Annotated in this window: 21 protein-coding genes and 1 pseudogene; 3 read left to right on the top strand and 19 right to left on the bottom strand. The window is 56.9% G+C overall.

Features of this window, described 5'->3' with window-relative positions; translation table 11 throughout:
* The 3 genes and pseudogenes from BLO51_RS01735 to BLO51_RS01730 form a co-directional block, all read left to right on the top strand.
* Positions 1 to 697 (top strand): annotated as a pseudogene (locus tag BLO51_RS01735) (IS1634 family transposase); the annotation flags it as partial.
* A 241-nt stretch (positions 698 to 938) separates the two neighbouring features.
* On the top strand, positions 939 to 1,448 hold the full coding sequence (locus BLO51_RS28380; protein WP_143006801.1) for a GNAT family N-acetyltransferase, cg3035/Rv0428c family: 510 nt from the start codon (positions 939 to 941) through the stop codon (positions 1,446 to 1,448).
* A 5-nt stretch (positions 1,449 to 1,453) separates the two neighbouring features.
* A complete protein-coding gene (locus BLO51_RS01730) occupies positions 1,454 to 1,729 on the top strand; it encodes a GNAT family N-acetyltransferase (RefSeq protein ID WP_245719486.1) in 276 nt (91 codons plus the stop codon).
* Positions 1,730 to 1,810: 81 nt separating this feature from the next.
* Here the strand turns inward: BLO51_RS01730 and tatA are convergent, their stop codons facing one another.
* The 19 genes from tatA to BLO51_RS01635 all read right to left on the bottom strand — a co-directional run bounded on the left by tatA (position 1,811) and on the right by BLO51_RS01635 (position 24,377).
* Complete coding sequence (gene tatA / locus BLO51_RS01725) at positions 1,811 to 2,005, bottom strand: twin-arginine translocase TatA/TatE family subunit (RefSeq protein ID WP_090666138.1); 195 nt, start codon at positions 2,003 to 2,005, stop codon at positions 1,811 to 1,813.
* Positions 2,006 to 2,101: 96 nt separating this feature from the next.
* The gene (locus BLO51_RS01720; protein WP_090666136.1) at positions 2,102 to 2,758 is read right to left on the bottom strand and encodes a SanA/YdcF family protein; all 657 of its coding nucleotides are present in this window, start codon (positions 2,756 to 2,758) and stop codon (positions 2,102 to 2,104) included.
* Positions 2,758 to 3,147: a Fos family putative thiol transferase gene (locus BLO51_RS01715; RefSeq protein WP_090666133.1), complete on the bottom strand. Its 390-nt coding sequence runs from the start codon at positions 3,145 to 3,147 to the stop codon at positions 2,758 to 2,760. The genes BLO51_RS01720 and BLO51_RS01715 overlap by 1 nt, the downstream gene beginning before the upstream one ends.
* Before the next feature lies 1 nt (position 3,148).
* Positions 3,149 to 3,844: an alpha/beta hydrolase gene (locus BLO51_RS01710; protein WP_090666131.1), complete on the bottom strand. Its 696-nt coding sequence runs from the start codon at positions 3,842 to 3,844 to the stop codon at positions 3,149 to 3,151.
* Positions 3,845 to 4,032: 188 nt separating this feature from the next.
* The gene (locus tag BLO51_RS01705) at positions 4,033 to 4,743 is read right to left on the bottom strand and encodes a peptidylprolyl isomerase (RefSeq protein WP_425415792.1); all 711 of its coding nucleotides are present in this window, start codon (positions 4,741 to 4,743) and stop codon (positions 4,033 to 4,035) included.
* A 134-nt stretch (positions 4,744 to 4,877) separates the two neighbouring features.
* Complete coding sequence (locus BLO51_RS01700) at positions 4,878 to 7,733, bottom strand: PBP1A family penicillin-binding protein (RefSeq protein WP_090666127.1); 2,856 nt, start codon at positions 7,731 to 7,733, stop codon at positions 4,878 to 4,880.
* A gap of 182 nt (positions 7,734 to 7,915) precedes the next feature.
* Positions 7,916 to 8,155 (bottom strand): RNA chaperone Hfq, encoded by a 240-nt coding sequence (gene hfq / locus BLO51_RS01695; RefSeq protein ID WP_025844310.1) that lies wholly within the window; start codon positions 8,153 to 8,155, stop codon positions 7,916 to 7,918.
* 12 nt (positions 8,156 to 8,167) lie between these two features.
* A complete protein-coding gene (gene miaA, locus BLO51_RS01690; protein ID WP_090666125.1) occupies positions 8,168 to 9,142 on the bottom strand; it encodes a tRNA (adenosine(37)-N6)-dimethylallyltransferase MiaA in 975 nt (324 codons plus the stop codon).
* Positions 9,136 to 9,909 carry a class I SAM-dependent methyltransferase gene (locus BLO51_RS01685; protein ID WP_090666123.1) on the bottom strand — a complete coding sequence of 258 codons (774 nt, stop codon included), beginning with the start codon at positions 9,907 to 9,909 and terminating at the stop codon, positions 9,136 to 9,138. Before BLO51_RS01685 ends, miaA begins: the two co-directional genes overlap by 7 nt.
* Positions 9,910 to 11,838, bottom strand: coding sequence for a DNA mismatch repair endonuclease MutL (mutL, locus tag BLO51_RS01680; RefSeq protein WP_090666121.1), 1,929 nt, complete (start codon positions 11,836 to 11,838; stop codon positions 9,910 to 9,912).
* Between the two features lie 135 nt (positions 11,839 to 11,973).
* Positions 11,974 to 13,422 (bottom strand): S41 family peptidase, encoded by a 1,449-nt coding sequence (locus BLO51_RS01675; RefSeq protein WP_090666119.1) that lies wholly within the window; start codon positions 13,420 to 13,422, stop codon positions 11,974 to 11,976.
* Between the two features lie 34 nt (positions 13,423 to 13,456).
* Positions 13,457 to 16,249, bottom strand: a complete 2,793-nt coding sequence (gene mutS / locus BLO51_RS01670) for a DNA mismatch repair protein MutS (RefSeq protein ID WP_090666117.1) — start codon at positions 16,247 to 16,249, stop codon at positions 13,457 to 13,459.
* 109 nt (positions 16,250 to 16,358) lie between these two features.
* A complete protein-coding gene (locus BLO51_RS01665; protein ID WP_090666115.1) occupies positions 16,359 to 17,807 on the bottom strand; it encodes a putative amidoligase domain-containing protein in 1,449 nt (482 codons plus the stop codon).
* Positions 17,808 to 17,950: 143 nt separating this feature from the next.
* Positions 17,951 to 18,517, bottom strand: a complete 567-nt coding sequence (locus tag BLO51_RS01660) for an outer spore coat protein CotE (RefSeq protein WP_090666113.1) — start codon at positions 18,515 to 18,517, stop codon at positions 17,951 to 17,953.
* A gap of 107 nt (positions 18,518 to 18,624) precedes the next feature.
* Positions 18,625 to 19,590 carry an aromatic acid exporter family protein gene (locus tag BLO51_RS01655; protein WP_090666111.1) on the bottom strand — a complete coding sequence of 322 codons (966 nt, stop codon included), beginning with the start codon at positions 19,588 to 19,590 and terminating at the stop codon, positions 18,625 to 18,627.
* 142 nt (positions 19,591 to 19,732) lie between these two features.
* A complete protein-coding gene (locus BLO51_RS01650) occupies positions 19,733 to 20,671 on the bottom strand; it encodes an ABC transporter permease (RefSeq protein ID WP_245719485.1) in 939 nt (312 codons plus the stop codon).
* On the bottom strand, positions 20,652 to 21,452 hold the full coding sequence (locus BLO51_RS01645; protein ID WP_090666109.1) for an ABC transporter ATP-binding protein: 801 nt from the start codon (positions 21,450 to 21,452) through the stop codon (positions 20,652 to 20,654). The genes BLO51_RS01650 and BLO51_RS01645 overlap by 20 nt, the downstream gene beginning before the upstream one ends.
* Positions 21,453 to 21,605: 153 nt before the next feature.
* The gene (locus tag BLO51_RS01640; protein WP_090666107.1) at positions 21,606 to 22,631 is read right to left on the bottom strand and encodes an ABC transporter substrate-binding protein; all 1,026 of its coding nucleotides are present in this window, start codon (positions 22,629 to 22,631) and stop codon (positions 21,606 to 21,608) included.
* Positions 22,632 to 22,805: 174 nt separating this feature from the next.
* Positions 22,806 to 24,377: an FAD-dependent oxidoreductase gene (locus BLO51_RS01635; RefSeq protein ID WP_090666105.1), complete on the bottom strand. Its 1,572-nt coding sequence runs from the start codon at positions 24,375 to 24,377 to the stop codon at positions 22,806 to 22,808.
* Positions 24,378 to 24,462: the final 85 nt, after the last annotated feature.

The raw sequence follows: 24,462 nt of genomic DNA, 5'->3' as shown, positions 1-24,462 counted from the left end.
CCACTGCGAATCGGATGCTTGGCAAGCGATTCAGAGATTCAATAGCGAACAGCGAAGCGCATGGTTTCAGTGGAAGTTGGGTGTCCAAACGGTGACGCGGCCAGCCAAGCGAACCGGCCGAGGACGTCCGAAAAAGGAAGAGCCTTTGTCTATGGAAACCGTATATGTGCCGAAGCTTGAACAGTTTTTTCGAGACGAAGCCGCGGTGGAAGCGGAGAAACGTCTGCTCAGCACCTTCGTCCTGATCAGCAATGCCGAAACATCGGGCTATTCGGATACGGACCTGCTTCGCGCGTACAAGGGACAGGATGCCGCCGAGACGCGCTTTCGTCTGTTGAAAGACCCGCAGCTCGTGGATGGCATCTATCTTAAAACACCGGATCGAATCGCCGCGCTCGGGATCGTACTGGTGATGGCCCTGCTGCTATACGGCATTTTGGAGTACCGCATCCGTCAAGAGCTGGACAAGCAAGACAAGCCATTCCGAATCCCCGGCCGAAGCCGGGATTACAAGCCGACAGGTCAAGTCTTGCTTGTCATGCTGCAGCAAATCAAAGTGCTGCTAATTCGATATGCAGACCGAACAGAACGCGTGCTGACGGACAATGCAGATGATCTTGCCTGCCGGGTGGTGGAAATGGCGGGGTACGACATGACCATCTACACCGCGAATCGTGTCGAAATCACATGCCGCTAAGTCCATACAGACACCGTATGATAATCCGCTGTCGAAAGAAGGGGAATGATGTCGAATTTAGGCAACCATTCTCCCTCCAAGCCCAAAACAGTTTCTCTTGAACCGCATCAGCGGTTGTTATTATTCATTTTCATTTACTGACATGCGAAATGCGGGTTGTAAAAAATAAAAGAATTGAATTTTTATTCATTTATATGTATATTTATAATAAAATTCCTTGTAAAAGGAGGCCCGAGGACAAATGAAGGCACTACAAGATCGATCGATGTTCCGCCTCCTTGAACGATTGGCTTTGCGGACATGGCCGGCTCAATTGGAACAGCCTTGCAAAGGCTGGATTCTGCGGGCATCTGATGGGGTGACGAAGCGTGCGAACAGCGTATGGACCATTGACGGTAGGGAGCAATGGACCGGAGATGAAAAGGCGATCGCCGATGCGGAAGCATTCTATATGAGCCATCGCTTGACTCCGCGCTTTCATATCAGCGAAGCTTCGCCCTCCGGGCTGGACGCATGCCTTGAACGCCGGGGATATGTAAAAGAAACGCCGAGCCTCATGTTGACGACGGACGTGAGTCAAGCGATACGGCGAACGGAGCCCGTGTACGGAAATTCGCTGCGCGCCGTTGTCCAACCGTCGCCTGACGCCTCTTGGCTGGAGCAGTTTTCGACATTGGAGGGCTTCGCCCCGAACTCTTGGAATTTTACAATATCCTCTTCTCCCGAATTGAGGCCCCGACCGCCTATGTAAGCATTATGGAATGCGACCAATACGTCGGGATGGGAACGGCCGTCGCTGAAGACGGATGGTCCGGCTTCATCAATATCGTCGTTCATCCGCACCATCGCGGTCAAGGCATCGGCAAGCGCATCGTTCACGAGTTGGCGCGTTGGAGCCGGGATCAAGGAGCGGACCGCTTATATTTGCAGGTGATCGCAGACAATGCCCCGGCCATCCGGCTTTACTCGGGAGCAGGCTATGAGAAGCTTTTCGCCTATCATTATCGTACCAAGCCAACGAATAGCCTTTAGCCGTAAAAACGGGCTGCGAAAAAAACTCCCTCTATTTTTAGCTCATAACGAGCATATGGTAGAGGGAGTTTGCGCGAGCGATCAGGCCTTCTTATCGTCCTGCGGCTTGCTATCGTCTTTATCCCCGGACACGAGGCCGCGGGTCGATTCCTTGAATTCACTGAGCGTACGACCGAAGGCTCTTCCGAGCTCCGGCAGCTTGGACGGGCCGAAAAGCAGCAGCAGCACGATGACAATCAGAAGAAGTCCTCCGATACCGATGTTTCCGAAAGGCAATGCAATCAACTCCTTCGCACCTGGAGATCGTAGCTTACATTATACCAGCTTGTCCCCGGAAAATAAACCGCTTCCGCCTTACATTACCCGCCAGATTCAGGTTAACGGTCGGTATCCGAATACGGACCGCATCTTGTCCCACTGCCATTTCGTGAACGCGAGCGTTTCCCTGCTCTTGTGCCAAGCCATCGTAAGCACACTGGAGTCCATCGGCGATACGGAAGGGGACTCGTACCCCAGGAAGCGCGCCATATCGAGCGCACGTACCGCATGATAGCGGTGCGTGACGATAACCGCCGAAGTCCAGCCGTGATCCTGCATGATCTTTTGACTGAAAAGCATATTTTGCAACGTGCTGCGCGCTTCGTTTTCCAAATAAATGGATGCGCTCGGCACTCCTTTCTCCACCAAATAGTTGCGCATCCCCTCCGCCTCCGTCAGCTGCGAATCCGCGCGGTCGTAGCCGCCGGATACGATGATGCGGGGGATAACACCGGCTTGGTACAGCTCGACCGCACGGTCCAGCCGTTCCTTTAACGCCGGACTCGGCGTCGTTTGCCATAAGGCCGCTCCCAGCACGATTCCAACGTCGTGCGGCGGCAGTTTCTCGTCCGGCAGCGTAGCCATCCGCCATTGAATGAAACCGACCCATAAAAGCGCCACAGCGCCCACAGCGAGCATGAATCGGAACAGCTTGCTGACGGTACGGCGAAGCCCCGGAGCAATCGGTTTTACGCGGTTTACCCCGGTCATCAAGACCACCCCTTCATACGTTCCGCTAAACTGCCTGTAAACAGCTCCAGCTCGGTACCGTCCGGATCGAGAAAGTTGATGCTGTACCCGCCTCCCCGCTCCAGCGGTCCCCTGACGATGGGAACCCCTGCCCGCTGCAGCTCGGCTGCCGCGTCGTGGAAATCTTCTTCCGTTATAGAAAATGCAATATGGTCGACGCCATAACTCAACCTCTCCGAATAATCATAGCTTCGTTCGACCAAACATACCCATGCGCTTCCCCATTCCAAATAAACGTCGAACCGGCTGCGATGAACAAGCTTCATTCCCAGCAAAGATTCGTAAAATAACAACGATTTGGACAAATCAGATACGCGAATCGTCACATGATTGAACCCTGTAGCTTTCAACTCAAACTCCCCTATGCTGTTCATTCGATGAGTCCAAAAAGCGCGCAACGGCCGCGAATAGCTGAGGAGCTTCGGGCTCCAAGCAAATCATATGGCGGGAATGCGGCATATAGAGCAGTTCCTTCTCGCCCCGGAGCCTGTCATAAATATACCGGGCACTATAGGGGTGAATGACTTGGTCTTGTTTCCCTTGGACGACGAGCGTCGGCACCATAATTCGCGGCAGCTCCTGCTGCTTCACAAATCGGACCAGCTTCGTGAACTGAACGAGCGCCGAAAGCGGTACGCTTTTCGGACGTTCCCACGGCTCACGCAGCCAGATGCGGACACGCTGCGCCAAATTGCGGACAAACCTTCCCGGACTCACATAAATAACCGCCGCATTAAGCAGCACGAGTCGGCGGACCGGAAAACGGTTAGCCACATAAGCGGACAGTAGACCGCCCATTGAAAAACCGACCACGTCGATCATACCGTACTGCCTGCTTAGCCGGTCCGCTTCCTCTGCAACGGCATTCAGCCAGTCCTGCCAATGAACGCCGCGCATCATCCGCAGTCCTGCGTCATGACCCGGAAGTGTAGGAAGCACGCAAACATAGCCCTGCAGCCGCAAATAATCCGCAAGCGGCTCCAGTTCAAACGGTCCGCCGGTAAATCCATGCAGCAGCAAGCAAACACGCGGTTCATGATTCGGCATGATCGATACTTCTCCTTAGGCGAGCGAGCTTTCAAACTCTGCTTGATCATTTGGACTCTCTTCTTAGTAGACGTGAGACAAGGGAGTTTCGTTTCAAATTTCAACGGCGTTTCCGAAATTTTAAACCGGCCGCCCAAACGAATGCCGGTCAACGCAAAAGCAGCGTGGCATGCCACGCTGCTGTCAATTTATTTCTCGGTAATCGCGACCGATTGGATCGTCACTTTCTCGGTCGGAACGCTCGGAGACGCTTCACTGCCCTGCTTAACGGGGGTCTCGGCGATCTTTTGGATAACATCCATGCCTTCAATCACTTTACCGAAAATGGTGTAGTTCGGGCGCTGGTTCAACGATTTGCAGTCCTCGCCGGAGCAGATGAAGAATTGGCTGCCGTTCGTATTTTTCCCGGAATTGGCCATCGCGACGATTCCCGGCTCGTATTTGTGCGTCGTTTTCAGCTCATCCTCAAATTTATAGCCGGGGCCGCCAGTACCATTGCCGAGCGGGTCGCCCGTCTGGATCATAAATGTCTTGATGATCCGGTGGAACGAAATGTTGTCGTAGAAGCCTTCCTTGGATAAAAATACGAAGTTGTTTACGGTCTTCGGCGCTTCCTTGGCGTACAGCTCAATCGTAAATGCGCCTTTGGACGTCGTGACCGTCGCCTTGTACGATTTGCTCGGATCGATGGACATCGCGGGCGGAGACGACCAAGATTTTTTGGCGGCCTGCCCGGTGCCGGTTTTCCCTCCGGATTCACCGTTCGTCTGCTCGGCAGTCTGGTTGCTGTTCGTCGCGGGCTCTTTCTGGGCTTCTGGAGCGGGCTTCGTGCCGCAGCCCGTCGTAATCATAGCGAGCAGCGCGGCGGCGCATGCCCATTTTGCCGTTTTTCTTACCATTTCTGCATTCATCGGATCGATTTCAACTCCATTTAAGTCAAAATTTATACAAACCAGCCTTAACCATGCTTTATTATACTACGAGCTTCCGGAAAAATGAAAATCCTTCCACACAGCGGGACAACACGATCGCATTATCGTCCCGTCTGTGTCGTTGATCCTGCCGGAGCGGAATCGGCGCCGGCTCTATCCGTCGTTCCTGTCGAAGCGCCGGAACCGGTCGTGCCTCCCGCTGCTCCGCCGCCTCTGGAAGAGCCCTCAGTTGCCGCGTCCGTGCCTTTGATGGTTCCTGGACCGCTTTTTCCGCCTCCCGTTCCGGAGGCTCCTTGGCCCTTGTTGCCGTTCGTCTGCGCGCCGGAGTTCGCGCCTCCGGTAGCGTTGGCGCCTCCCGTTCCTGTCCTTGTATCGGTTCCGGCTTCGCTCGTTGCTGGGCGTCCCGTCCCCGCTCCTGCTCCGGCACTTCCTCCCGGCTGCGTAGTCTCGCCACCGGGTCGTGTACTTCCGCCCTGCCCTGTTCCGGGCTTCGTACCTTGTTCCGTTCCGGGGCGAGCGTCCGTCCCATTTCCGCCATCCTGGTCAGGACGCTGTCCTTGGCCCGGCAGATCGGTTCCCGTGCCGTCGTTCCCCGGTTGTCCGGTTCCCGACGGATTCGTTCCAGGTTTGCCTCCCGGCGAATTCGGGTCAAGCTTGCCGTTCGGATCGGTTCCCGGGTGCAGCGGGTCGAGCGGATTCCCGCCGACCACATCGACCTTGACCGTCGCCACGTTCGAGCGCCCACCGGTCGTATTATTCTCGGCGTTGTAAGGCACTACGACATATTCATACGTATCCGGTTGAGAAATGTACTCCGAAAAGTCCGTCATCGTCGTACTCTCTAATGGCTCTGCCGGGAAGTCGGACATCTTGCTGTCTTTGCGGAAGATCTGGTACGTAATATTGTCGCCAACGCCGCTCCAACGGAGCTGTACCTTCGAATTCCCGCCCATCACAACATGCTCGGCCTTCAAATCGGCGATTCCTTTCGGAGGCGCGGTTAGATCCTTGACGTCATCCGGCCGCTTGAAGGAGGTCATCGGGCGTTTGGCCAGTGCTTTTTGCATGACCTCCTTGAAAATAACCCCAGCGCTGCCGCTGCTCATCGAAACATAATGCTTCGAATCCGTTTTATCGAAGCCCATCCACACGGCCGCCGTCCATTCCGGCGTATAACCGACGAACCACAGGTCACGGTTGTATTTTTCCAGCCCTTTAATATCGAGCTGCGTGGAACCCGTCTTGCCTGCCACCGGGCGATTGAACTTCGCCGCTGTTCCGGTACCGCCCGGTTCGACGACGCCCTGCATGAGCTGGGTCATATACCAAGCCGTCTTGGCGCTCATGACGGACTTGGTTTCTCCTTTAAACGGGGTAACCTTGCCGTCGCCTGCGACAATTTTGGTAATGGCGTGCGCGGTTGACAAATTTCCGTTGTTCGGGAAGGCAGTGTAGGCCCGCGCCATTTGGAGCGTCGTTACGCCTTTATTCAATCCGCCAAGCGCAATCGCCAGATTTCGGTCGTTTTTCTCATCGAGCTCAATTCCCAATTTTTTGACGAAATCTATTCCTGTCTTGACACCGATCTGGTTCAAAAGGTCGACGGCCGGAAGGTTCATCGACTTCTTGACCGCATCGAACATGCTCACTTCGCCGCGGTATACCCCGTCGTAGTTGCGGGGCGAATAACCGTTATACGATTTCTGCACGTCGGGCAGCCTGCTGTAAGGATTGTACTTGCCCGATTCGATGGCCGGCGCAAAAGCGACAAGCGTCTTGAACGACGAGCCCGGCTGCCGCGGCTGAGCGACTGCGCGATTCAATCCGCGGGCAACGTAGTCCCGGCCTCCGATCATCGCGACAATACCGCCGTCCTCATTGTTCAGGATGACCATGCTGCTCTGCATTTTCTGCTCTGGTCCATCCTTTTGAAATAGCTTGTCGTTCGCATACGTCTGCTCCATAATTTGCTGGGCGTTCGGGTCAAGCGTCGTATAAATTTTGTACCCGCCCCGCAGCAAATCGTCTTCCTCGATCTTATACATATCCCGCGCTTCCTTAAGGACGTAATCGATGTACGTCTGGTACTGCGATTTGGCCGTATTCGCCTGAGGCGCGTACTCTGCGGCAGCGGCTTCGGCGCGCTGGGCCTCCGTAATGTAGCCCTGCTCCTCCATCAGCTTAAGTACAACTGCCCGGCGATCCTTCGATTTATCCGGGTTCGAGATTGGATTATACGTGTTCGGCGCTTTCGGCATGGCCGCGAGCGTAGCCATTTGCCACAGCTTCAAGTCATTCAGATTGGAAACCCCGAAATACGCTTTGGAAGCGGCTTTCACGCCATACGCCCGGTTGCCGAAATAAATCCGGTTCAAGTAATACGTTATGATTTCGTCCTTCGTTTTTTCTCTCTCAAGCGCAAGCGCAATGGACATTTCCGTCGCTTTACGGAAAAACGTTTTGTCCGAGCTTAAAAATACGTTTTTGGCGAGCTGCTGCGTGATTGTACTCCCGCCCTCAACCATGCTTCGCGCGACAACATCCTTCACGAGAGCGCGTCCGACGGAAAACAAATCGACGCCTTGGTGCTGCTCAAAGCGTTGGTCTTCCGTGGCAATGAACGCCTGCTTCAACAACTCGGGAATCTCGGCCTTGTCGACATTTTCCCGGTTCTCCACCTTCAAAATGCCAGCTTCCTTTTCGTTCACGTCGTAAATAATCGATGCTTCGCTGAAATTCAATTTGTCGAGATTGGCTTTTAAGATATTGGCTCCATTCACCAAGACGAAGATGTATACCCCCATCCCGCAAATGGCGGCCAGCGCGCCGACAACAAACGTCCATGCCAGAACTTTGCCTAAGGTAATCTTCTTCTTCTTTTTCTTCGGTTTTGCGGATGATGTCGGTTTCTTCTCCTTCGGTGCTTGGCCCGGTGTTCTGCTGTTTCTTCCCGTCATGCCCCGACTTCCTTTCTGTGTCTGTGTACAATGCACAGCCTGTTTAACCTGCATCAAGGCTTACTAAACAAAGAACAACCCTAACGAGACGGGTTGCTCTTATGCTTCGTATCCATAGACGTACGGGAAGCCGAAAAAGTTGCTCCTTCCGCTTCCAAGTTATGCCGCCAACCAAAAATCCGCTATTCGGCGCTGCTTTCCTGCTGCATGAGCGATACCGAACGCTGCGGCGTAAAGGTCGAAATCGCATGCTTGTACACCATCTGTTGTCGTCCTTCGCTGTCGATAATGATCGTAAAGTTATCGAACGCGCGAATCACGCCGCGAATTTGAAATCCATTGGTCAAATAAACGGTAACCGGAATGTTCTCCTTGCGCAATTGGTTCAAAAACGTGTCCTGAATGTTGATTGACTTGTTCATCAATGGGCCCCCTCAAAAATGGTTAACGCCAAATGTTAGCTTGTCTGCTAGTATAGCACGAATCTGGTCCAGTTGGGTAGTAAATTCTTCCATTTCACTCATATCCACCCAAACGATGTCCTTCATATGCCGGAACCAGGAAAGCTGACGTTTTGCAAAATGACGCGTGTTCTTCTTCAGTAAATCGACGGCACCTTCCAAAGAATACTCTCCCTGCAAGTACGCCGTAATCTCCTTATAGCCGAGCCCCTGCATGGAAACGAGCGATGGTCCGTAACCTTTCGCCAGAAGCCCCCGAACCTCCTCGACCAGCCCTTGCTCCAGCATGAGATCGATTCGCTCTTCAATACGTTTATATAGTAAAGCTCTATCCATTGTCAACCCGACGATACACAATTCGTACGGGGTCTGTTTTTTTTGCGTTTTAAGCTGGTCGGAAAGCCGGTCTCCGGTCATATGAAAAATCTCAAGGGCCCGGATAATGCGCCGCCTGTCGTTCGGATGCAGACGCTGCGCCGACTCCGGATCGATCTGGCGCAGCCGCTCGTGCAGCGCTTCCGCGCCGTGAGCTTCAGCGTAAGCCTCCTGCTCCGCGCGAAAAGCCTCGTCCGATCCACCTTCGCTGAACCGGAAGTCGTAGCAAACCGATTCGACATAAAGGCCCGTTCCTCCAACAATAAACGGCAGCTTTCCGCAGGAATCGATATCCCGGATCAGCGATACGCACCCTTCTTGAAATTCCGCAACCGAAAACGGATGATCCGGGTCGTGAATGTCGATCATATGATGCTTGACCCGGGCAAGCTCCTCCGGCGAAGCCTTGGCCGTACCGATATCCATCCCCCGGTATACCTGCATCGAATCTCCGGAAATAATTTCCGCGTTGTATTCTTCGGCCAGCGTCAAGCTCAGCTTGGTTTTGCCGACGGCGGTCGGGCCGACCAGCACAAGCAGCTTCGGCCGATGCCGGTCCGTCTCTGTCAGCATCTTATCACTCCGTAAGCTATTTTGGTGGAAGACCGGTGCACCTCCGTGAAGCCCAGCCGGTCGAATTCCTGACTGTCCCGGTGCTCCTTCATCACGACCGCCCGCCGGGCGACCCGCCGCGCTTCCGCCACCGCTTCTTCCGTCAGCGCCCGGTCGTCGGCTATGCCGCGGATCGCCTTGATCGAGGTCGATTCCGTGATCGGCTTGCGAAACATCGGATCGAAGTACACCAGATCGGCGCTGTTCGGCGGCAGCGCACGCAAATACTCGGTATGATCCTGACGGATCACCTCTATGCGGCGCATCGCTTCGTTCAATCCGGGCACCTCCGAATGGTAGGTCTTAAGACCTTGTTCCAATAAAAAGCACGGTACCCGCGCCGTTTCCAGCGCCGTCACCGCTCCTTCGGGTCCCGCCGCAAACGAGAAAACGATGGCGTCCGAGCCGAGCCCCGCCGTACAATCGATAATCCGGTCCCCTGGGCGAACGCCGGCCAGCGCCAGCAACGGGTCTGTCTCGCCGTTCAGCAGCCTTTTGATCCGGACCGCCGCCGTGCTGGGATGAAAAAACAGCGGCAGCCGCTGTTCGTGATGGTATTCGATCCGCTGTTTCGAGATCAGCAAAATATCCTCGTCCCCGTACCGCTCCCGCAGCTGGGCCAGCGTCATCCGCCGCCGCCGGATACAGCGCCCGCCAAGCGCGCGCGCCAGCGCCTCCGCCTCGCTCAGCTGCGCAGGATTCGGGTCATAGGAGGTGGTAACGAACAACTACATCACCCTTTTAAACATTTTTTCCAGCTCGTAGGTCGAAAAGCTCACGACAATAGGTCTTCCATGCGGACACGTATACGGATTGCGGCAGGCTGCCAGCCGGTCGAGCAGCGTCTCGATTTCCAGCAGACCGATGCTTTGGTTCGCCTTGATCGAAGCTTTGCAGGAGCACATGATCGCCGCTTTTTCGCGCAGCTTGCCGATGTCTATCTGCTTCTTCTCGCCGAGCAGCCATTCGATCATTTCTTCGATAAGCGCTTGCTCCTCACCCGAAGGCAACCAATGTGGATACGCGCGAACGAGGAACGAAGCCCCGCCGAACGGCTCCAGATAGACGCCCGCCTGCTCCAGCTGCGGCAAGCGGTCGGCCAGCTTCGCCGCTTCGATCGCGGTGAATTCCAATGTCAGCGGCACAAGCAGCTCCTGGCTCGCTTCCGCGGGATTGCCGAATTTTTCGTAATAATGCTCATAATTGATCCGCTCATGCGCCGCATGCTGGTCGATCAGGAACAGTCCTTCCTCGTTCTGTGCGACGATGTACGTGCCGTGAAGCTGCCCGATCGGGTGCAGCTTCGGAAAATCCGGCAGCGCCGGAGGCTGCTCCGCCTGCGGCGTCATCGCGCGCAGCAGTGCCTCCGAGGCCGCCGCCGACTCGCTCGGCGCTCCGCCAGCGTCTGCGTCGCTGCCGCTGCGCTCGGGCGCTCCGCCGGGCGGCTGCGCCCACGGCGAGGCGCTGGCGGCGCCTGTGCCCGCGGCCGGGGCCGATGCGCTCCAGCGCTCCGCGGGAGCGGCTGCGCCCGGCATCCGCGCCCCGGCGGGCTGCCCGGCAGCCGACGCCTGCGCTTGCGGCGCCTGCGGCCGGTACAGCTCCAGCTGCTCCTGCACGACCGCCTCCTGCAGCCGTTTGGCCGCCGGCATGCTTGCGGCCGGGATCAGCCGCTGCTTCCCGAGCGTCTCGCGCACCTCGCGCTCAACGAGCTGCATCAGCTCCGCTTCCTTGCTGAAGCGTACCTCCAGCTTCGCCGGATGGACGTTGACGTCGATCAGCGTCGGGTCCATCTGCACATGCAGCACCGCAACCGGGAACCGGTTGATCGGCAGCAGCGTATGGTACCCCTGCAGCAGCGCCTGTACCATCGGATAGTTGCGGATGTAGCGGCCGTTGATCACCGTCGAGATGCCGGCGCGGTTCGCCCGGGTCAGCTCCGGCTTGGCGATATAGCCGTCCAGCCGGTAGTCGAGCGTTTCCTCGCGGATCGGCAACATGCCTTTTGCAACGGTTGTGCCGTATATCGCAGCGATCGCCTGAAGCAAATCGCCGTTGCCGAGCGTTTGCACCAGTGTATGACCGTTATGCTTCAGCGTAAAGGCGATCCCGGGATGCGCGAGCGCGAGCCGGTAAATAAAATCGGTCACGTGTCCGAGCTCCGTCTGGATCGTCTTCATATATTTTAGACGCGCAGGCGTATTGTAAAACAGCTCCCGCACCGCAATATCCGTTCCCCGGGGAGCCGTCGCTTCCGTCTTCGTCCGGACGATGCCGCCTTCAATAACAAAACGGCAGCCGAGCCCGCTCGTATCCGGCGCGGTCAGGCACTCTACCTTCGACACCGCGGCAATACTCGGCAGCGCCTCGCCCCGGAAGCCGAGCGTGCGGATCGCGAACAAATCCTGCGTGCTCGCAATTTTGCTTGTCGCATGACGGAAGAAAGACGTCTCGCAATCGTCCGGGTCCATGCCGGAGCCATTATCGGTCACGCGGATCAGCTCCAGCCCGCCTTCCTCGATCGCAACGTCGATTCTCGTGCTTCCTGCGTCGATCGCGTTTTCCACCAATTCCTTCACAACGGAGGACGGACGTTCGACCACCTCGCCCGCCGCGATCTGGTTCGCAATATGCTCTTCTAAAATGTTTATTTTACCCATAAACAGGTCTCCTTAAAAGTCCGGCCAATCAAAGTAGATACGTGCACGGCATGATTCCGGACGCTACCTTCTCCGCATAGCGGAGTCCTGCCAAGGAAACGGAATCCGGTTGCTTTACAGGGCCCGTTCTGACATTCAGTTAGCGCCCAGCGTCAACGTTTTGCCGTCGTCCTTCCAGCTCAGACCGCTAAAGGCTGCGGCCGTCTTCGCTGCGTTAATGTAGCCTGTGCCGTTCTTGAGCACGAAATCGGCCGCAGCCGGTGTGTACGAAGTTTTGGCATCTCCCGCTACAAGCTGAACCGATCTTGCGGCTTCGTTCCACTCAACGCTCGCGCCCAGAAGAGCTGCCAGCACACGGGCCGGAACATAGGTTTGCCCATTCTCGCGAATAACGTCGAACGTTTCCTGTACTTCCGTGCCGTTCACCGTCGCGCTGCGCCGGTCGAGCGTCAAGTCGATCCGGCTGGCGCCTGCGGCGCGAATCGCCGTCAGCAGCTGCGCCATCGCGCCTTCGACTTTTTTATCCGGCTCAAGGCCGACCTGGTTCACCTTGCGCAGCTTGGGCGTCAAGTATTCCTCGAACGTCACTTTGATTGCGCCGCCCGATTTCAAAGGAATGACGTTTTGTACGCTGCCTTTACCGTACGTTTTCGTGCCGATCGCCGTAATCGCGCCGTAGTCCTGCAGCGCTCCCGTCAGCACCTCCGAGGCGCTCGCGCTGTTCCCGTTCACCATGAAAAAGACGGGGAACGGCTGCGTCGTCCCGTTCGCGAACTCAACCGGCTGATCGACGCCGTTGCGGTCGCGCGTATGAATAAGCGTTCCCTGCTTCACGAACAGGCGGGCAAGCTGCTGCGCGGTTTCGAGCAAACCGCCCGGATTGTCGCGAAAATCGACGATCAGACTTTGGATGCCTTGCGCTTTTAGTGCGCTCAGCTCCTTGCTGGCCAGCTCGGCGGCATCGCTGGAGAAGCTGGCGATGCTGATATATCCAACGTTCTGGAACCGCTTGGCAACGACCGTCGGAATCTGTACCTTTTTCCGTTTGACGGTCAGCTCTTTCGTTTGCCCGTCGCGCAATACCTGCAAGCGGACTTCCGTATCGACCGGGCCCATAATTTTGGACGTCACATCGTCGATCTTTTTCCCTGACGTCGCATCGTCACCGACCTTCACGATGATGTCGCCCCGGAGCATCCCGGCTTCCTTCGCCGGAGAACCGGCGAATACGTCCGCCACGTATACGCCTTCCTTCTCCATGCCTACCCGTACGCCAATGCCGACATATTGATTTTGGACCGCATCCTCGAACGATTGCAGCTGCTCCGCCGTGAAATACTGCGTATAAGGATCGCCCAGCGACTCAACCATCGCCCGAATGCCCGTTTCGGAGAGCTTGTCCGCCTTCGGTCCGCTTACATGGTTTTTCTCCAGCGCGTCCAGCACTTCGGCCATCCGTTCGGCAGCCGGCAACTTGGCATCTGCCGCGAACACCGGCGAAGCGGCAGGAATCAGCAGAGTTAACGCCAGCATCGTCGAGACGGTTTGTCTGCGCCATTTTGGAAATTTTTTGGAAGTATTCATCAACGGTTCCTCTTCTCGAAGTATTGGATAAGACTTAATTAGGCAGCTGTTTCTTCAACTCGTACAAGAAATTCATCGCCGTCATCGGCGTCATGTTCATTAAATCGGCCGAGCGCAGCTGCTCCAGTACTTTGTCCGCTTTGGAGTCGCGCTTGGTCAGCTTCTCCGGCTTTGCTTCGTGAACGGCGAACAAGCTGAGCTGCACGATGTCCCCTACTTCAGGCTCCTTCGTTGCCGCATCCAGCCGCTCCGCTTGAAGCTGCGCGACCGGGACGGTGGCTTCCACGGTGTAACGGACGCCCGCTTGCGCATCCGAAGCGGAAGCTTCTGCAATCGTCTCCGCTCCGTTCGGAGCCTCCGGCTTGGGTTCTCCTGCATCTTGTCCATTCGCGTCACATGCCGCCGGTTGAAGCTGGCCTTGCAGCAGCTCCGTACGCGCTTCGAACGTATGCAGCAGCTCGTAAGAGCGCTCGATAATGCTGGCGGGCAGGCCGGCGCTTTGCGCGCAATAGATGCCGTAGCTCGTGCTTGCGGCCCCGCGGATCAGGCGGCGCAGGAACGTGACCTGCTTGCCGCTTTCCTTGACCGCCATGCAGTAATTGCGCAAGCCGCCGAGGCTTTCTTCCAGATGCGCCAACTCGTGAAAATGCGTCGAGACGAGCGTTTTGCAGCCGATTTTATCGTGCAGAAATTCAATGACCGCCTGCGCGATCGACATTCCTTCTCCCGTTGAGGTGCCCCGGCCCAGCTCGTCGATGATGACCAAGCTTCGTTCCGTCGCTTTTTCGGTCATCACTTGAATGTCCATCATCTCGACCATGAACGTGCTTTGGCCGCCGATCAGATCGTCCGCCGCCCCGATGCGCGTGAAAATGCGGTCGATCACCGGCACTTTCGCCCGCTTCGCCGGAACGAAGCAGCCGATCTGCGCCATCAGGCATATCATCGCCACCTGACGCATGTACGTGCTTTTCCCGGCCATGTTCGGACCGGTGATCAGCAGCATGTTGCCGTCTTCGCGGGTCAGCTTCGTCTCGTTGGCGATAAACACGCCGTCCTCCAGCACGGCTTCCACAACCGGGTGACGCCCCTCCTCGATTTCCAGCGCGTAAAAGTCACCGATTTCCGGGCGGGTGAACCGGTTCGAAGCGCTCACGTGAGCGAGCGACTGGTACACGTCCACGGTCGCGATCAGCTCGGCCAGCTGCTGCAAACGTGGAATATACGAAGCGATCTGGTCCCGCAGACCCACGAACAGCTCGTACTCAAGATCGACCATGCTTTCCTGCGCTTCGAGGATCAACGCTTCCTTCTCTTTCAACTCCGGCGTCACGAACCGCTCAGCGTTGGTCAGCGTCTGCTTCCGCTCGTACCGGCCTTCTTCAAGCTGGGCTAAATTCGATTTGGTCACTTCGATAAAATAACCGAACACTTTGTTGTAACCGATCTTCAGCGATTTGATGCCCGTCCGCTCCCGCTCCTGCTTCTCCAGCTCGGCAAGCCACTGCTTGCCGTTCGCGCTCGCTTCGCGCAATTGGTCGAGGCGCCCGCTGAGCCCGGCCCGGATCATCCCCCCGTCGCGGACGGAGACGGGCGGCTCGTCCACAATCGCTTCCGCAATCGACGTCATCAAGTCCTGGCACGGGTCGATCCGCGCCGCCAAAGCCGCAAGCGTGCGGGAGCCGCTTGCTTCACATTGCTGACGGAGCGCAGGCACCTGCTGCAGCGACACCTTGAGCGCGACCAAGTCGCGCGCGTTGGCGCTGCCGTACGCGATGCGCGCCGTAAGGCGCTCTAGGTCGTACACTTCCTTGAGCGCCTGCTTCAGCTCATCCCGGACGATTAACTGGTTATACAACCGGTCCACCGCTTCCAGGCGATCGTTGATGTGCGCCGCGTTCATCAGCGGCTTCTCGATCCAGCGGCGGAGCAGCCGCCCGCCCATCGCTGTGACGGTATTGTCCAGCAGCCAGAGCAACGTCCCTTTCTTAGAGCGGTCGCGCACCGTCTCCACCAGCTCCAGATTGCGGCGGGTGAACGGGTCCATCACCATATACTGATTCGGCTCGTAGACCCGGATATGCTTGATATGCGATAGCGAACGCTTTTGCGTTTCCTGCAAGTAGCCCATCAGAAGCGCGAGCGTTTCCCGGCCGCTTTCCGGCAAGGACGCCAGCTGTTGCTCCAGGAACAGTCCTTCCGGCGAAAAGCCGCCTCCGGATGCAGGCTCGCGCGGCGTCATGACCGCGGTTTTCAGCCAAGCGGACGAACTGCCGCGGATTTGCTCCAGCACCGCCTCGCTTCCGAGCAGCTCCGATGGATTGTAAGCATTAAGCTCGTCGAGCAGCAGCTCGAACGAACCCGAAAGCCGCGTCACATACAGCTCGCCGGTGGAAATGTCGCAAGCGGCAAAGCCGTACCCGCCGCCGGAAAAGACGACCGCGACGATATAGTTGTTCACCGTCTCGCTGAGCAAGCGGGCATCCATCACCGTCCCCGGCGTCACGATCCGGACAATTTCCCGGCGCACGACGCCTTTGGCTTCCGCAGGGTCCTCGACCTGCTCGCAAATGGCGACTTTGAACCCTTTTTCAATCAAGCGCGCAATATAATTTTCCGCCGAATGGTAGGGCACCCCGCACATCGGGATGCGCTCTTCCCCACCGCCTTCGCGGCCGGTCAGCGTAATTTCGAGCTCCCGCGCGGCCAGAACCGCGTCATCGAAAAACATTTCATAGAAATCGCCCAAACGGAAAAACAAAAAGGCGTCCGGCACCTGCGCCTTTACAGAAAGATATTGTTCGATCATTGGCGTATATTTGGCCATGCTTCATCCTCCAACTGCCTGCTTGCGTCTTCACGTTTCGCTGCCATATGTATCATGCTACTCTAGCATTTCATCATTATAGCATGAATTGCTAGAGAACTCCCAGCCTCTATCGGAAGGGAGAGATTTTCCACTTGGGCCGGATATCCTCGCGCTCGTTCCACGATTTCATCCGGAGCATCATGCGCCGAAGCGGCAATAAATAGCTTTCATATCGCCCATACTCCGGCATTCTCTCCAAATCTCTCCAGAGCGAGGGCAGGAGCAGCCGGATACGCTCCTTGTCGCCGCGGTAATATGCCTTGACAACCTCCGGGTCGGACAAAGGCCGCTGCTTCAGCGCGCGGTCGTTCCCAGCCACAAGCTTGGCCAGCGCCAGCACGCCCTTCGTCACCGCAGGCGATACCATCCAGCTTGGCAGCACACGGTATTCGAAGCCGCCGTGCTTCTGACGGCGGAAGTCGCCGGGAAATCCGTACCGTGGCTTGCGCGCTCCCGTCGTCTCCCCCTCCAGCAGCGTCAGCGGCAGCGCCACATAGTTGTCCAATGCGCGCAGCAGTCGGCTGCACAGCTCTACGCCGCTGAAATGAATATGTCCGCCCAGCGGAAAACCGCGGACCGGCATGCCGCCCGCCACCCAGATCAGTTCGGTATCGGAGATGCGTTTGGCCGCAAGCTGCATCGTCCGGTGCAAATGAATGACCAGCTCGCGTACATCCGTGCTTGGCTGCGGACGCAGCTCGGCGAGCGCGAATAGTTTTCTTCGGCCGGGCAGGACGATCGAATCGCAGCCGAACGGTCCGTCCTTCTCTGCAAACCGGGAGGCGAGCGCCACCTTCCCCTGCCGGTTAAGCAGCAGAAACTCCGGGTCCGCGCCCAGCATGACGTCCCCGCGTTTCACGGGCGTCTCTTCTTCCGTCAGCTCGCCATATCGGTTCATCGCTTCCGCGAACAGCTCGGCCAGCCGCGGAGTCAAGAGCGGCGCTGCCTCCACGCCGCGCACCGCGAAGCTGCCGTCCGGCTTGACCCCGACGCTTACAACGCCGTAATCAAGTCCGAGCGCATAGATCGCTTTTACCGCTTCGCGCATCGCTTTGGTGCCGTAATAGCTCGGCTGCTCCCGCCCGATTTCCGTATAATCGTCTTCATTCTCTTCACGTGCCGCAAGGCTCTCCCTTGCCTGGCTTCCGTAAAATACAGTCTGCGGCTTATGGAACAGGGAGAGCGCCTGCAGATGAAACACTGGTACGACGAACCGGTGCGACCAGCGGCTGTCTTGACGACGCACTCCGCTGTCTGCCTCTTGTTTTTCCAGGACACAATCGATCCCGTGCAGCTTCAACAGCTCCGCAGCGCGGCGCATGTTCGCCGCCAGCAGCATGCTTTTCACCGGTTGCAGCACCTCTCTGTCTCCGCGGTCCGGATGATAGGTGCCCCAATGAATCGTAACGTCCGGCTTTTCGCCTCCTTCCGGCGCTTTCGTTCCGTGCGGAATGCGAAGCCGCTCCAGCAGCAGACCGAGCGTCGGCTCGCCGGAGTGCAGCAAAAATGCGCGCATGCTGATTCCTCCATTCGGATTTAAGCATCATTCGTGGCTTATGCCTGCCTATTCTTGAGGCAAAAATAATTGGGTTCGATCAACAAAAAAGAGGGCAAACGCCCTCTCCAACCTGCAACCGTTCGGCATATATTAACAACATATCAGTTCAATTCCTCATCAAGCAGATCGGGATCGAGATCCTCGAAATCGCCATCGTCCACCCCGCCGAAGTCCACATGCTTGTCGTCGTATTCGTCGCAGCCGTTCGGGCAGACAACGACACACACCTTCGTTTCGGCGAACATTTCAACCTTGAACTCCCGCTCGACGCGGATCAGCACGTTATCTCCGTGCGAGGAGATGCTGGCTTCCACGCAGTTCGGTTCTTGCGTTGCGACCGCCGCCACTTCGGCCGTCGACGATTTATGCTTCTTATCGAGGTAGTGGAGCGGCACCACTTCCACATAAGAAACGGTTTCTTTCGCGACATCCGTCTTGGTATTCCGGTCGTACGAATACCAAATGTTGATGTCGTAAGTACCTACCACTTCCACATTTTCCCCCGACTTTACCGCATCGTATTGGTTGTTGATAATCCAAGCACCCAGAATACTGGTCGGAGCATGAGGCGGAGTGACCGTGTTAGTTACTTGCGAAAATTTGCGTCCTTTGCCACAGACAGCCTTCGTATAGATCTCTCTGCACTGCAAATCTTTATCTAATGACATCCTTCTAACCTCCTCCATACAATCATTCATTAGAATTGTATGCAGGACATTGGCCTAGTGTGATAACTTTTTTATCATATTTTACGTTTGTCGGAAGGTTAACAGAATCAGGCTCTCCCCAGCGGTTCCTCCATGGGCCGCTTTTCTTTTTTGGCGACGGACAAGTACACTTTCAGCTCTTCTACCAGCTGCAGCAGCGCGGCGCGAACCTCGAATTCCTCCCGCGTGGCCGGCAGCGGCATGGATCGGAATTGCTGCTCCAGCTCGTTCAGCTTTTTCTCGCTCCGCCCCGTATAATAAGGTACTTTGACATCCTCCGTCAGCCCGTTGAACACCAGAGCCAATAGCTCGCCGTGCGGCAGCGTCTGGTAGATGCGGGCGACGAGCTGCACCATTCGCTGGATCGCGTCCAACTGCCGTTCCCTCATATAAAAGTAAACCGACCAGTTGGGTCCCCCAGCGAACAAATTGTTCTCGTTCGCGCGCTGGGCGGCCTGAGTCGCCTTGCGGATCGTATCGTCCGCCTCCAGCAGCTCCGCACCGCTCCATATGTAGTCGTTGTCTCGCAGATGGTGCGAGAGTTCCAAAAATATTTGCGAGAAAAGCTGCTCCACCCGCTGCTTGTATTCCTGCAGCAGCTTGTCCTCTCTGGGCATATAGCCAATGTTGATCAGCGTCGCCGTGCCGAGCCCGACAAGGAGCAGGGCGATCTCGTTCAGCAGCAGCTCTGCGCTGACCCGGCCGGAGGCAAACACATGGAACATGACGACCGAGCCGGTAACAATGCCTTCCTTCAGCTTTAACCGGCTCAAAATCGGGTACAGCACCAAAATAAATACGCCGATCACCCACACGTGAAAGCCAAGCGCCCAAAACAGCCCGGCGCCGAAAAACAACCCGACAATCGAGGCCGCAATGCGCTGAAACGACGTCTGAAGTCCTCTCTTTTTCGTTACGTCGACGCCTAACACCGCGAGCAGCCCCGCCGAAAGGGGGGACTGCAATCCGAGCGTCTGCGCCAAAAAAATGGATACGATAACCGCCAGCGCGGTTTTGATGACTCGAAATCCCATGGGCTGCGTTCCTCGCTTCGACAACGATCATAGTCGCTAAAAATTATTATACAGATAATGTACCCACATCTTACCGTTTTTCGACAAAATCCTCAACGAGTGAAACTCGTTTGTCGATAATCTTTTGTTTTTGGGAACCTTTTCACGATTGTACCGTCAGCTTCCCTTCCAAATAGACAACAGTTTGATACATGAGGGTCGCGACCACGGCAATAAGAAGAACGCTGCCAATCACAAGCGTAAAGTTGAACACCTGAAAACCATAGATGATCAAATAGCCGAGCCCTTCCTTGGAAACGAGAAACTCGCCGACGATGACCCCGACCCAGGAGAGCCCCACGTTTACTTTGAGCGTGGATACGATGGTCGGATACGAGGCGGGCAAAATTACCTTTCGGAAAACCGTGCTCCGATTTCCCCCGAAAATCCGTACTACCTTGAGCAGATTCGGGTCCACCTCGCGGAAGCTGTTATACACGACCAAAATTGTGATGATTACGGTAATCGAGAGCGTTGTCGCGATGATCGACAGCATGCCCGGGCCGAGCGCAACGATAAACAAAGGTCCGAGCGCCACCTTAGGCAGGCTGTTCAGGACGACGATATACGGATCGAGCACGCGGGAGAGAAACGGCGAATACCAGATGAGTGCAGCGATTGCGGTACCGAGAAGCGTGCCGAGCACGAAGCCGACGATCGTCTCCCACACGGTAGTCCATGTATGCACGAGCAGCGTACCGTCCGCCGTTTTCTCAACCAGCAGCCCCCACACGCGCGTCGGAGAGCTGAAGAGAAGCCCGTCAATCCACTGCAATCGGCTTGCCGTTTCCCAGCCCACGAAAAACAAGATCAGCAGCGCCAACTGGGTCAGGCGCACGGATGTCGTCAGCTTGCGCTCGCTCCGACGAAATTGCGCGTACACTTGCCCGGCCAAGCTTTCGGATCGTACTGCTCCTGACGTTAAGCCGTCGGCCTTTGCAGCCCCATCCTCCGGACGTTCGGACGGTTCGCCGGCTCCTTTAACAGCCGCATACGATAAACTCCCGCTTGCCTTCGCCTCCTCAGATTTCCGCCGGTCCATGTCCCCCGCCTCCTTTCCCATCCATCTGCTCGAACCGCCCCCACAGCTCGCGGAACAATTCGTGAAAGCCCACAACCTCGCGGGCATGCAGCGGCTGGGCTTCCCGAATAGCCTCCGGCACAATGGCCTCGGTCAGCACACGTCCGGGATTCGGCTGGAGCACGACAATCCTGTCGCTCATTGCAATCGCTTCGGTGATGTCATGGGTGACAAGCACGGCGGTCTTGCCGCGTGCCTTCAATGTCGCAGAGATCAAATCCTCCAGTTGGAGCTTGGTCTGGTAATCCAGAGCCGAGAACGGCTCATCCAGCAGCAGGATGTCCGGTTCCGCCGCAAGCGTCCGCACCAGCGCGACCCGTTGGCGCATGCCGCCGGACAACTGGTGCGGATAACGGTCAGCATAGCCGCCAAGCCCCATTTCGTCCAGCAAATCCAGCACATATTGACGGGTGGCGGCATTCAAGCGTCCGAGCAATTCGAGACCGATGGAGGCGTTCTCGAAGATCGTTCGCCAAGGGAATAAATAATCCTGCTGGAGCATATATCCGACTTGCGGAGTTGGTTTTTGAATCCGTTCGCCGAACACCCGCACCGTTCCCGAAGTCGGCGTCAGCAAGCCGCTGATTAGCGACAGCACGGTCGTCTTCCCGCAGCCGCTCGGGCCGATGAGACTGACGAATTCGCCCGGCGCGATCGCGAGCTGCACATCCTGCAGCGCGACGAACGCGCCTTTGCGGTTGACATATACTTGTGAAACGCCGTCCAGCTCCACGGCATACATACGGCCTTCCCTCCTTGTGCGCTTAGCCTGTGAGACAGTGGGAGGACGCCTGACAGCTCTTCAAAGTGACGTATCCGCAGCGAGCCCTCAAGCCCCTGCAACGGCAATCCCGAAGCGCTGTCGCGCCCTCGTCGACCATGACGGCTACAGGCACTACTTCATGTTTTGTTTCGCTTTTTCCGCAAGTTGATTGTTAACGAGCGTGTTGAAATCGGCGCGCTTCTTGAGCTCCCCGGCCGCTTCCATCACATCCTGCAGGTTGTTCCACTCCTGTTCGTCGACGATGCCGTCGGCGGCAAACGAGCCTTGGTCCTTGTAGCGCTTGATTACGCTGCGAACGATATCTTTATCCGTTTCCTGGAAGTAAGGAGCGATGGCCGTCGCAATGTCGTCCACGCTGCTTTGCTGCACCCAATTTTGCGCTTTTTGCACGGCATTGGCGAATTTTTGGATCGCATCCGTGTTCTTATCGATGTAGCTCTTTTTCGCCATGAACACCGTATAAGGCAGCTTGCCGCTCTCTACCCCGAAGGAAGCGACGACGTAGCCTTTCCCCTGCTTCTCGAACATCGAGGCCTGCGGCTCGAACAGCTGCACGTAGTCCCCCGTGCCCGATGCGAAAGCGGTCGGAATGTTGGCGAACTCCACGTTCTGGAGCAGGTTCAAATCGTTCTGGAGATCGATACCGTGCTTCTTCAGCGTAAATTCGCCTGCCATCTGTGGCATCCCGCCCTTGCGCTGGCCGAGGAAGGTTGAGCCCTTCAGCTTGTTCCAGTCGAATGAGCCTTCGGGCGGCTTGCGCGCCACGAGAAACGTTCCGTCGGTTTGCGTCAATTGCGAGAAGTTGACGACCGGGTCGCCCGTACCTTGCTGATGCACGTAGATCGAAGTCTCGGAGCCGACCAGCGCGACGTCGATCCCGCCTGACAGCAGCGTCGTCATCGTTTTATCGCCGCCGAACGTCGTCGTCAGCTCGATATCGAGCCCCTGTTCTTTGAAAAATCCTTTCTCCAACGCCACGTATTCCGGCGCATAGAAGATTGACCGGGTCACCTCGCCGATCCGCACCTTCACCCGCTCCCCGCTTTTCTTCGGACCGCAGCCTGCGAGCGTCGCGCACGCCGCAAGCGCCAACACAAGTATAAGTGCCGCCGCTCTCCTCAGACGCCTTGTTTTCATAGGCCAGTCCCTCCCTGTCAGCGTCTTAACGCATGACGAACTTTAGATATGACAGCATATGAACGCGCCTAGAAAATGGTGAGAGCAGATGTCTGCAGAAGCCAAAAAAAGGCCGCTTCCACGGAAGATCCGCAGAAACAGCCTCGAAGCAGCATTCGATTCGTATCAAGTTCGTTAAACGGCGGTTATTTTCGGCCATGCCAATTCAAAGCCTTGATTGACAAGCGCTTTCTGGAACACTTCGAGCTTGGCCGGCGTATTCCGCACTTCGCGGGGCTGGTAGCCGTTTTGCAGGCAAAAAGCGGCCAGCGCCCCCGCAGCCTCCCCGATGTTCCATTCCACGGGATGCAGCCGAAAGCAGCCGTTCGTAATATGCGTCGTGCCGAGATTTTTGCAGGCCGGCAGCAGGTTTTCCAGCCGGACCGGAATCAGACTGCCAAGCGGGATTTGAAACGGCAGCGACGAGATGTCGAGATAATTGCGGCCCGTCATGCTGGGATGCAGGTCGATCCGGTAGCAGCCGACTCCTACGGAATCCGGGAACGGCGCCGCCCCCTGCTCGCCGCGCACCGCTGCGCTCACATGCTGCTCCAGCACGGTGAACTCCGCGCGGATGCGTCTGGACTCCCGGATATACGGATATTTCGCCAATCCGTCCTCCGTACCGACCACATCCGGCCGCAGCCGCAGACCGGGATAACCTGCCCCTCCGTCCGGGCGGGGAGCTTCCGTTTGCAGCCAGTACAGGAGCGACAAGCTGAGCTGCTTCGCCTGCCGCGCATGCTTCTGCGCTTCCTCCGGTTTCACGTCGTACACGTTGCCGAGCCAATAATCGTTCTGCGACCAATTCACTACCGTGATGTTGCTCGGAAACGTGCCGAGCGCGAAATTTGCTTTGTCGACGATTTGCCGGTAGTAAAACAGCGGATATTTATTCGTACCCCAAAACAACGTGTCCTCCACAGGCTTCAATGTGCGCGGATCGGGCGAAACCCAGCTAAGCTGCTTGTCCGGCCAAAAATCTGCCCGGTAGTTTCGCCAGAAGTTGTAATCCTTCGGTTTATCGATTACATGGTTCTCGCCTTCCTTGTAATCCATGGCGAAGCAGTGGGTAAACGCCTGAATGTCCCGCGGATCGGGCGCACCGTCCAGCGCATGGGGCTCGCCCGTCTGCTGCTTCGATTCGGCGCCCGTCACATATTCCGCGCAGGTCAGCGGGAGCAGCTCGCCCGTCTCGGTCGCATCCAAAATATATGCGGCGCGAATCGTATGCCGGTGACCCGTCTCCCCGATTACGGTAACCGACCGGACACGGTCGCCGTCCGTCTCGGCCGCAACGGGCCGGTGCCGGGTCATGATAATGAGCCTGCCGCTGTGTACGTAGGGGGCCAGCATGTCTTGCAGAACGGCCAAATAGGCTCTCGGCTCCGCACCAAGTCGGCTCACGCCGCCGTTGCCGGGGTTTAAGTAATAGACCGCGCGCGCCTCTGCGGTCAGCGGAAACTTTGTCTTATAATAGGTGCGCACCCCGTCGCGAAATTCTCGATAGCTGCGGGTGCAGCCGAATTGTTCGATCCATAGGTGCTCGTCGGGCGGAACGGCCTGACTGGTCAACTGCCCGCCGATCCACTCCGTCTCCTCGGTCATGATGACCTGTCTTCCCATTCGGGCGGCCGCCAACGCGGCCGCGCAGCCTCCGACACCTCCGCCGATAATGGCAATGTCCGCTTGAAGTTCCTTGTGCATACCCTGTCGCCTCCTTGTCGTCTGTTCCCTTCGGAGAAACAAAAAATCGTCTTACTAAGAATAGACTGGTAAAATACCCCAAAAG

The organism is Paenibacillus tianmuensis (assembly GCF_900100345.1).
Taxonomy (GTDB): Bacteria; Bacillota; Bacilli; order Paenibacillales; family NBRC-103111; genus Paenibacillus_G; species Paenibacillus_G tianmuensis.
Note: the sequence above shows the minus strand (reverse complement) of the source record. Positions and strands in the feature narration are given on the sequence as shown.

Coding starts and splice junctions, on each gene's coding strand:
- BLO51_RS28380 (WP_143006801.1), top strand. CDS start 939: ATGAAGGCACTACAAGATCGATCGATGTTCCGCCTCCTTGAACGATTG.
- BLO51_RS01730 (WP_245719486.1), top strand. CDS start 1,454: ATGGAATGCGACCAATACGTCGGGATGGGAACGGCCGTCGCTGAAGAC.
- BLO51_RS01720 (WP_090666136.1), bottom strand. CDS start 2,758: ATGACCGGGGTAAACCGCGTAAAACCGATTGCTCCGGGGCTTCGCCGT.
- BLO51_RS01710 (WP_090666131.1), bottom strand. CDS start 3,844: ATGCCGAATCATGAACCGCGTGTTTGCTTGCTGCTGCATGGATTTACC.
- BLO51_RS01705 (WP_425415792.1), bottom strand. CDS start 4,743: ATGGTAAGAAAAACGGCAAAATGGGCATGCGCCGCCGCGCTGCTCGCT.
- BLO51_RS01700 (WP_090666127.1), bottom strand. CDS start 7,733: ATGACGGGAAGAAACAGCAGAACACCGGGCCAAGCACCGAAGGAGAAG.
- hfq (WP_025844310.1), bottom strand. CDS start 8,155: ATGAACAAGTCAATCAACATTCAGGACACGTTTTTGAACCAATTGCGC.
- miaA (WP_090666125.1), bottom strand. CDS start 9,142: ATGCTGACAGAGACGGACCGGCATCGGCCGAAGCTGCTTGTGCTGGTC.
- mutL (WP_090666121.1), bottom strand. CDS start 11,838: ATGGGTAAAATAAACATTTTAGAAGAGCATATTGCGAACCAGATCGCG.
- BLO51_RS01675 (WP_090666119.1), bottom strand. CDS start 13,422: ATGAATACTTCCAAAAAATTTCCAAAATGGCGCAGACAAACCGTCTCG.
- mutS (WP_090666117.1), bottom strand. CDS start 16,249: ATGGCCAAATATACGCCAATGATCGAACAATATCTTTCTGTAAAGGCG.
- BLO51_RS01665 (WP_090666115.1), bottom strand. CDS start 17,807: ATGCGCGCATTTTTGCTGCACTCCGGCGAGCCGACGCTCGGTCTGCTG.
- BLO51_RS01660 (WP_090666113.1), bottom strand. CDS start 18,517: ATGTCATTAGATAAAGATTTGCAGTGCAGAGAGATCTATACGAAGGCT.
- BLO51_RS01655 (WP_090666111.1), bottom strand. CDS start 19,590: ATGGGATTTCGAGTCATCAAAACCGCGCTGGCGGTTATCGTATCCATT.
- BLO51_RS01650 (WP_245719485.1), bottom strand. CDS start 20,671: ATGGACCGGCGGAAATCTGAGGAGGCGAAGGCAAGCGGGAGTTTATCG.
- BLO51_RS01645 (WP_090666109.1), bottom strand. CDS start 21,452: ATGTATGCCGTGGAGCTGGACGGCGTTTCACAAGTATATGTCAACCGC.
- BLO51_RS01640 (WP_090666107.1), bottom strand. CDS start 22,631: ATGAAAACAAGGCGTCTGAGGAGAGCGGCGGCACTTATACTTGTGTTG.
- BLO51_RS01635 (WP_090666105.1), bottom strand. CDS start 24,377: ATGCACAAGGAACTTCAAGCGGACATTGCCATTATCGGCGGAGGTGTC.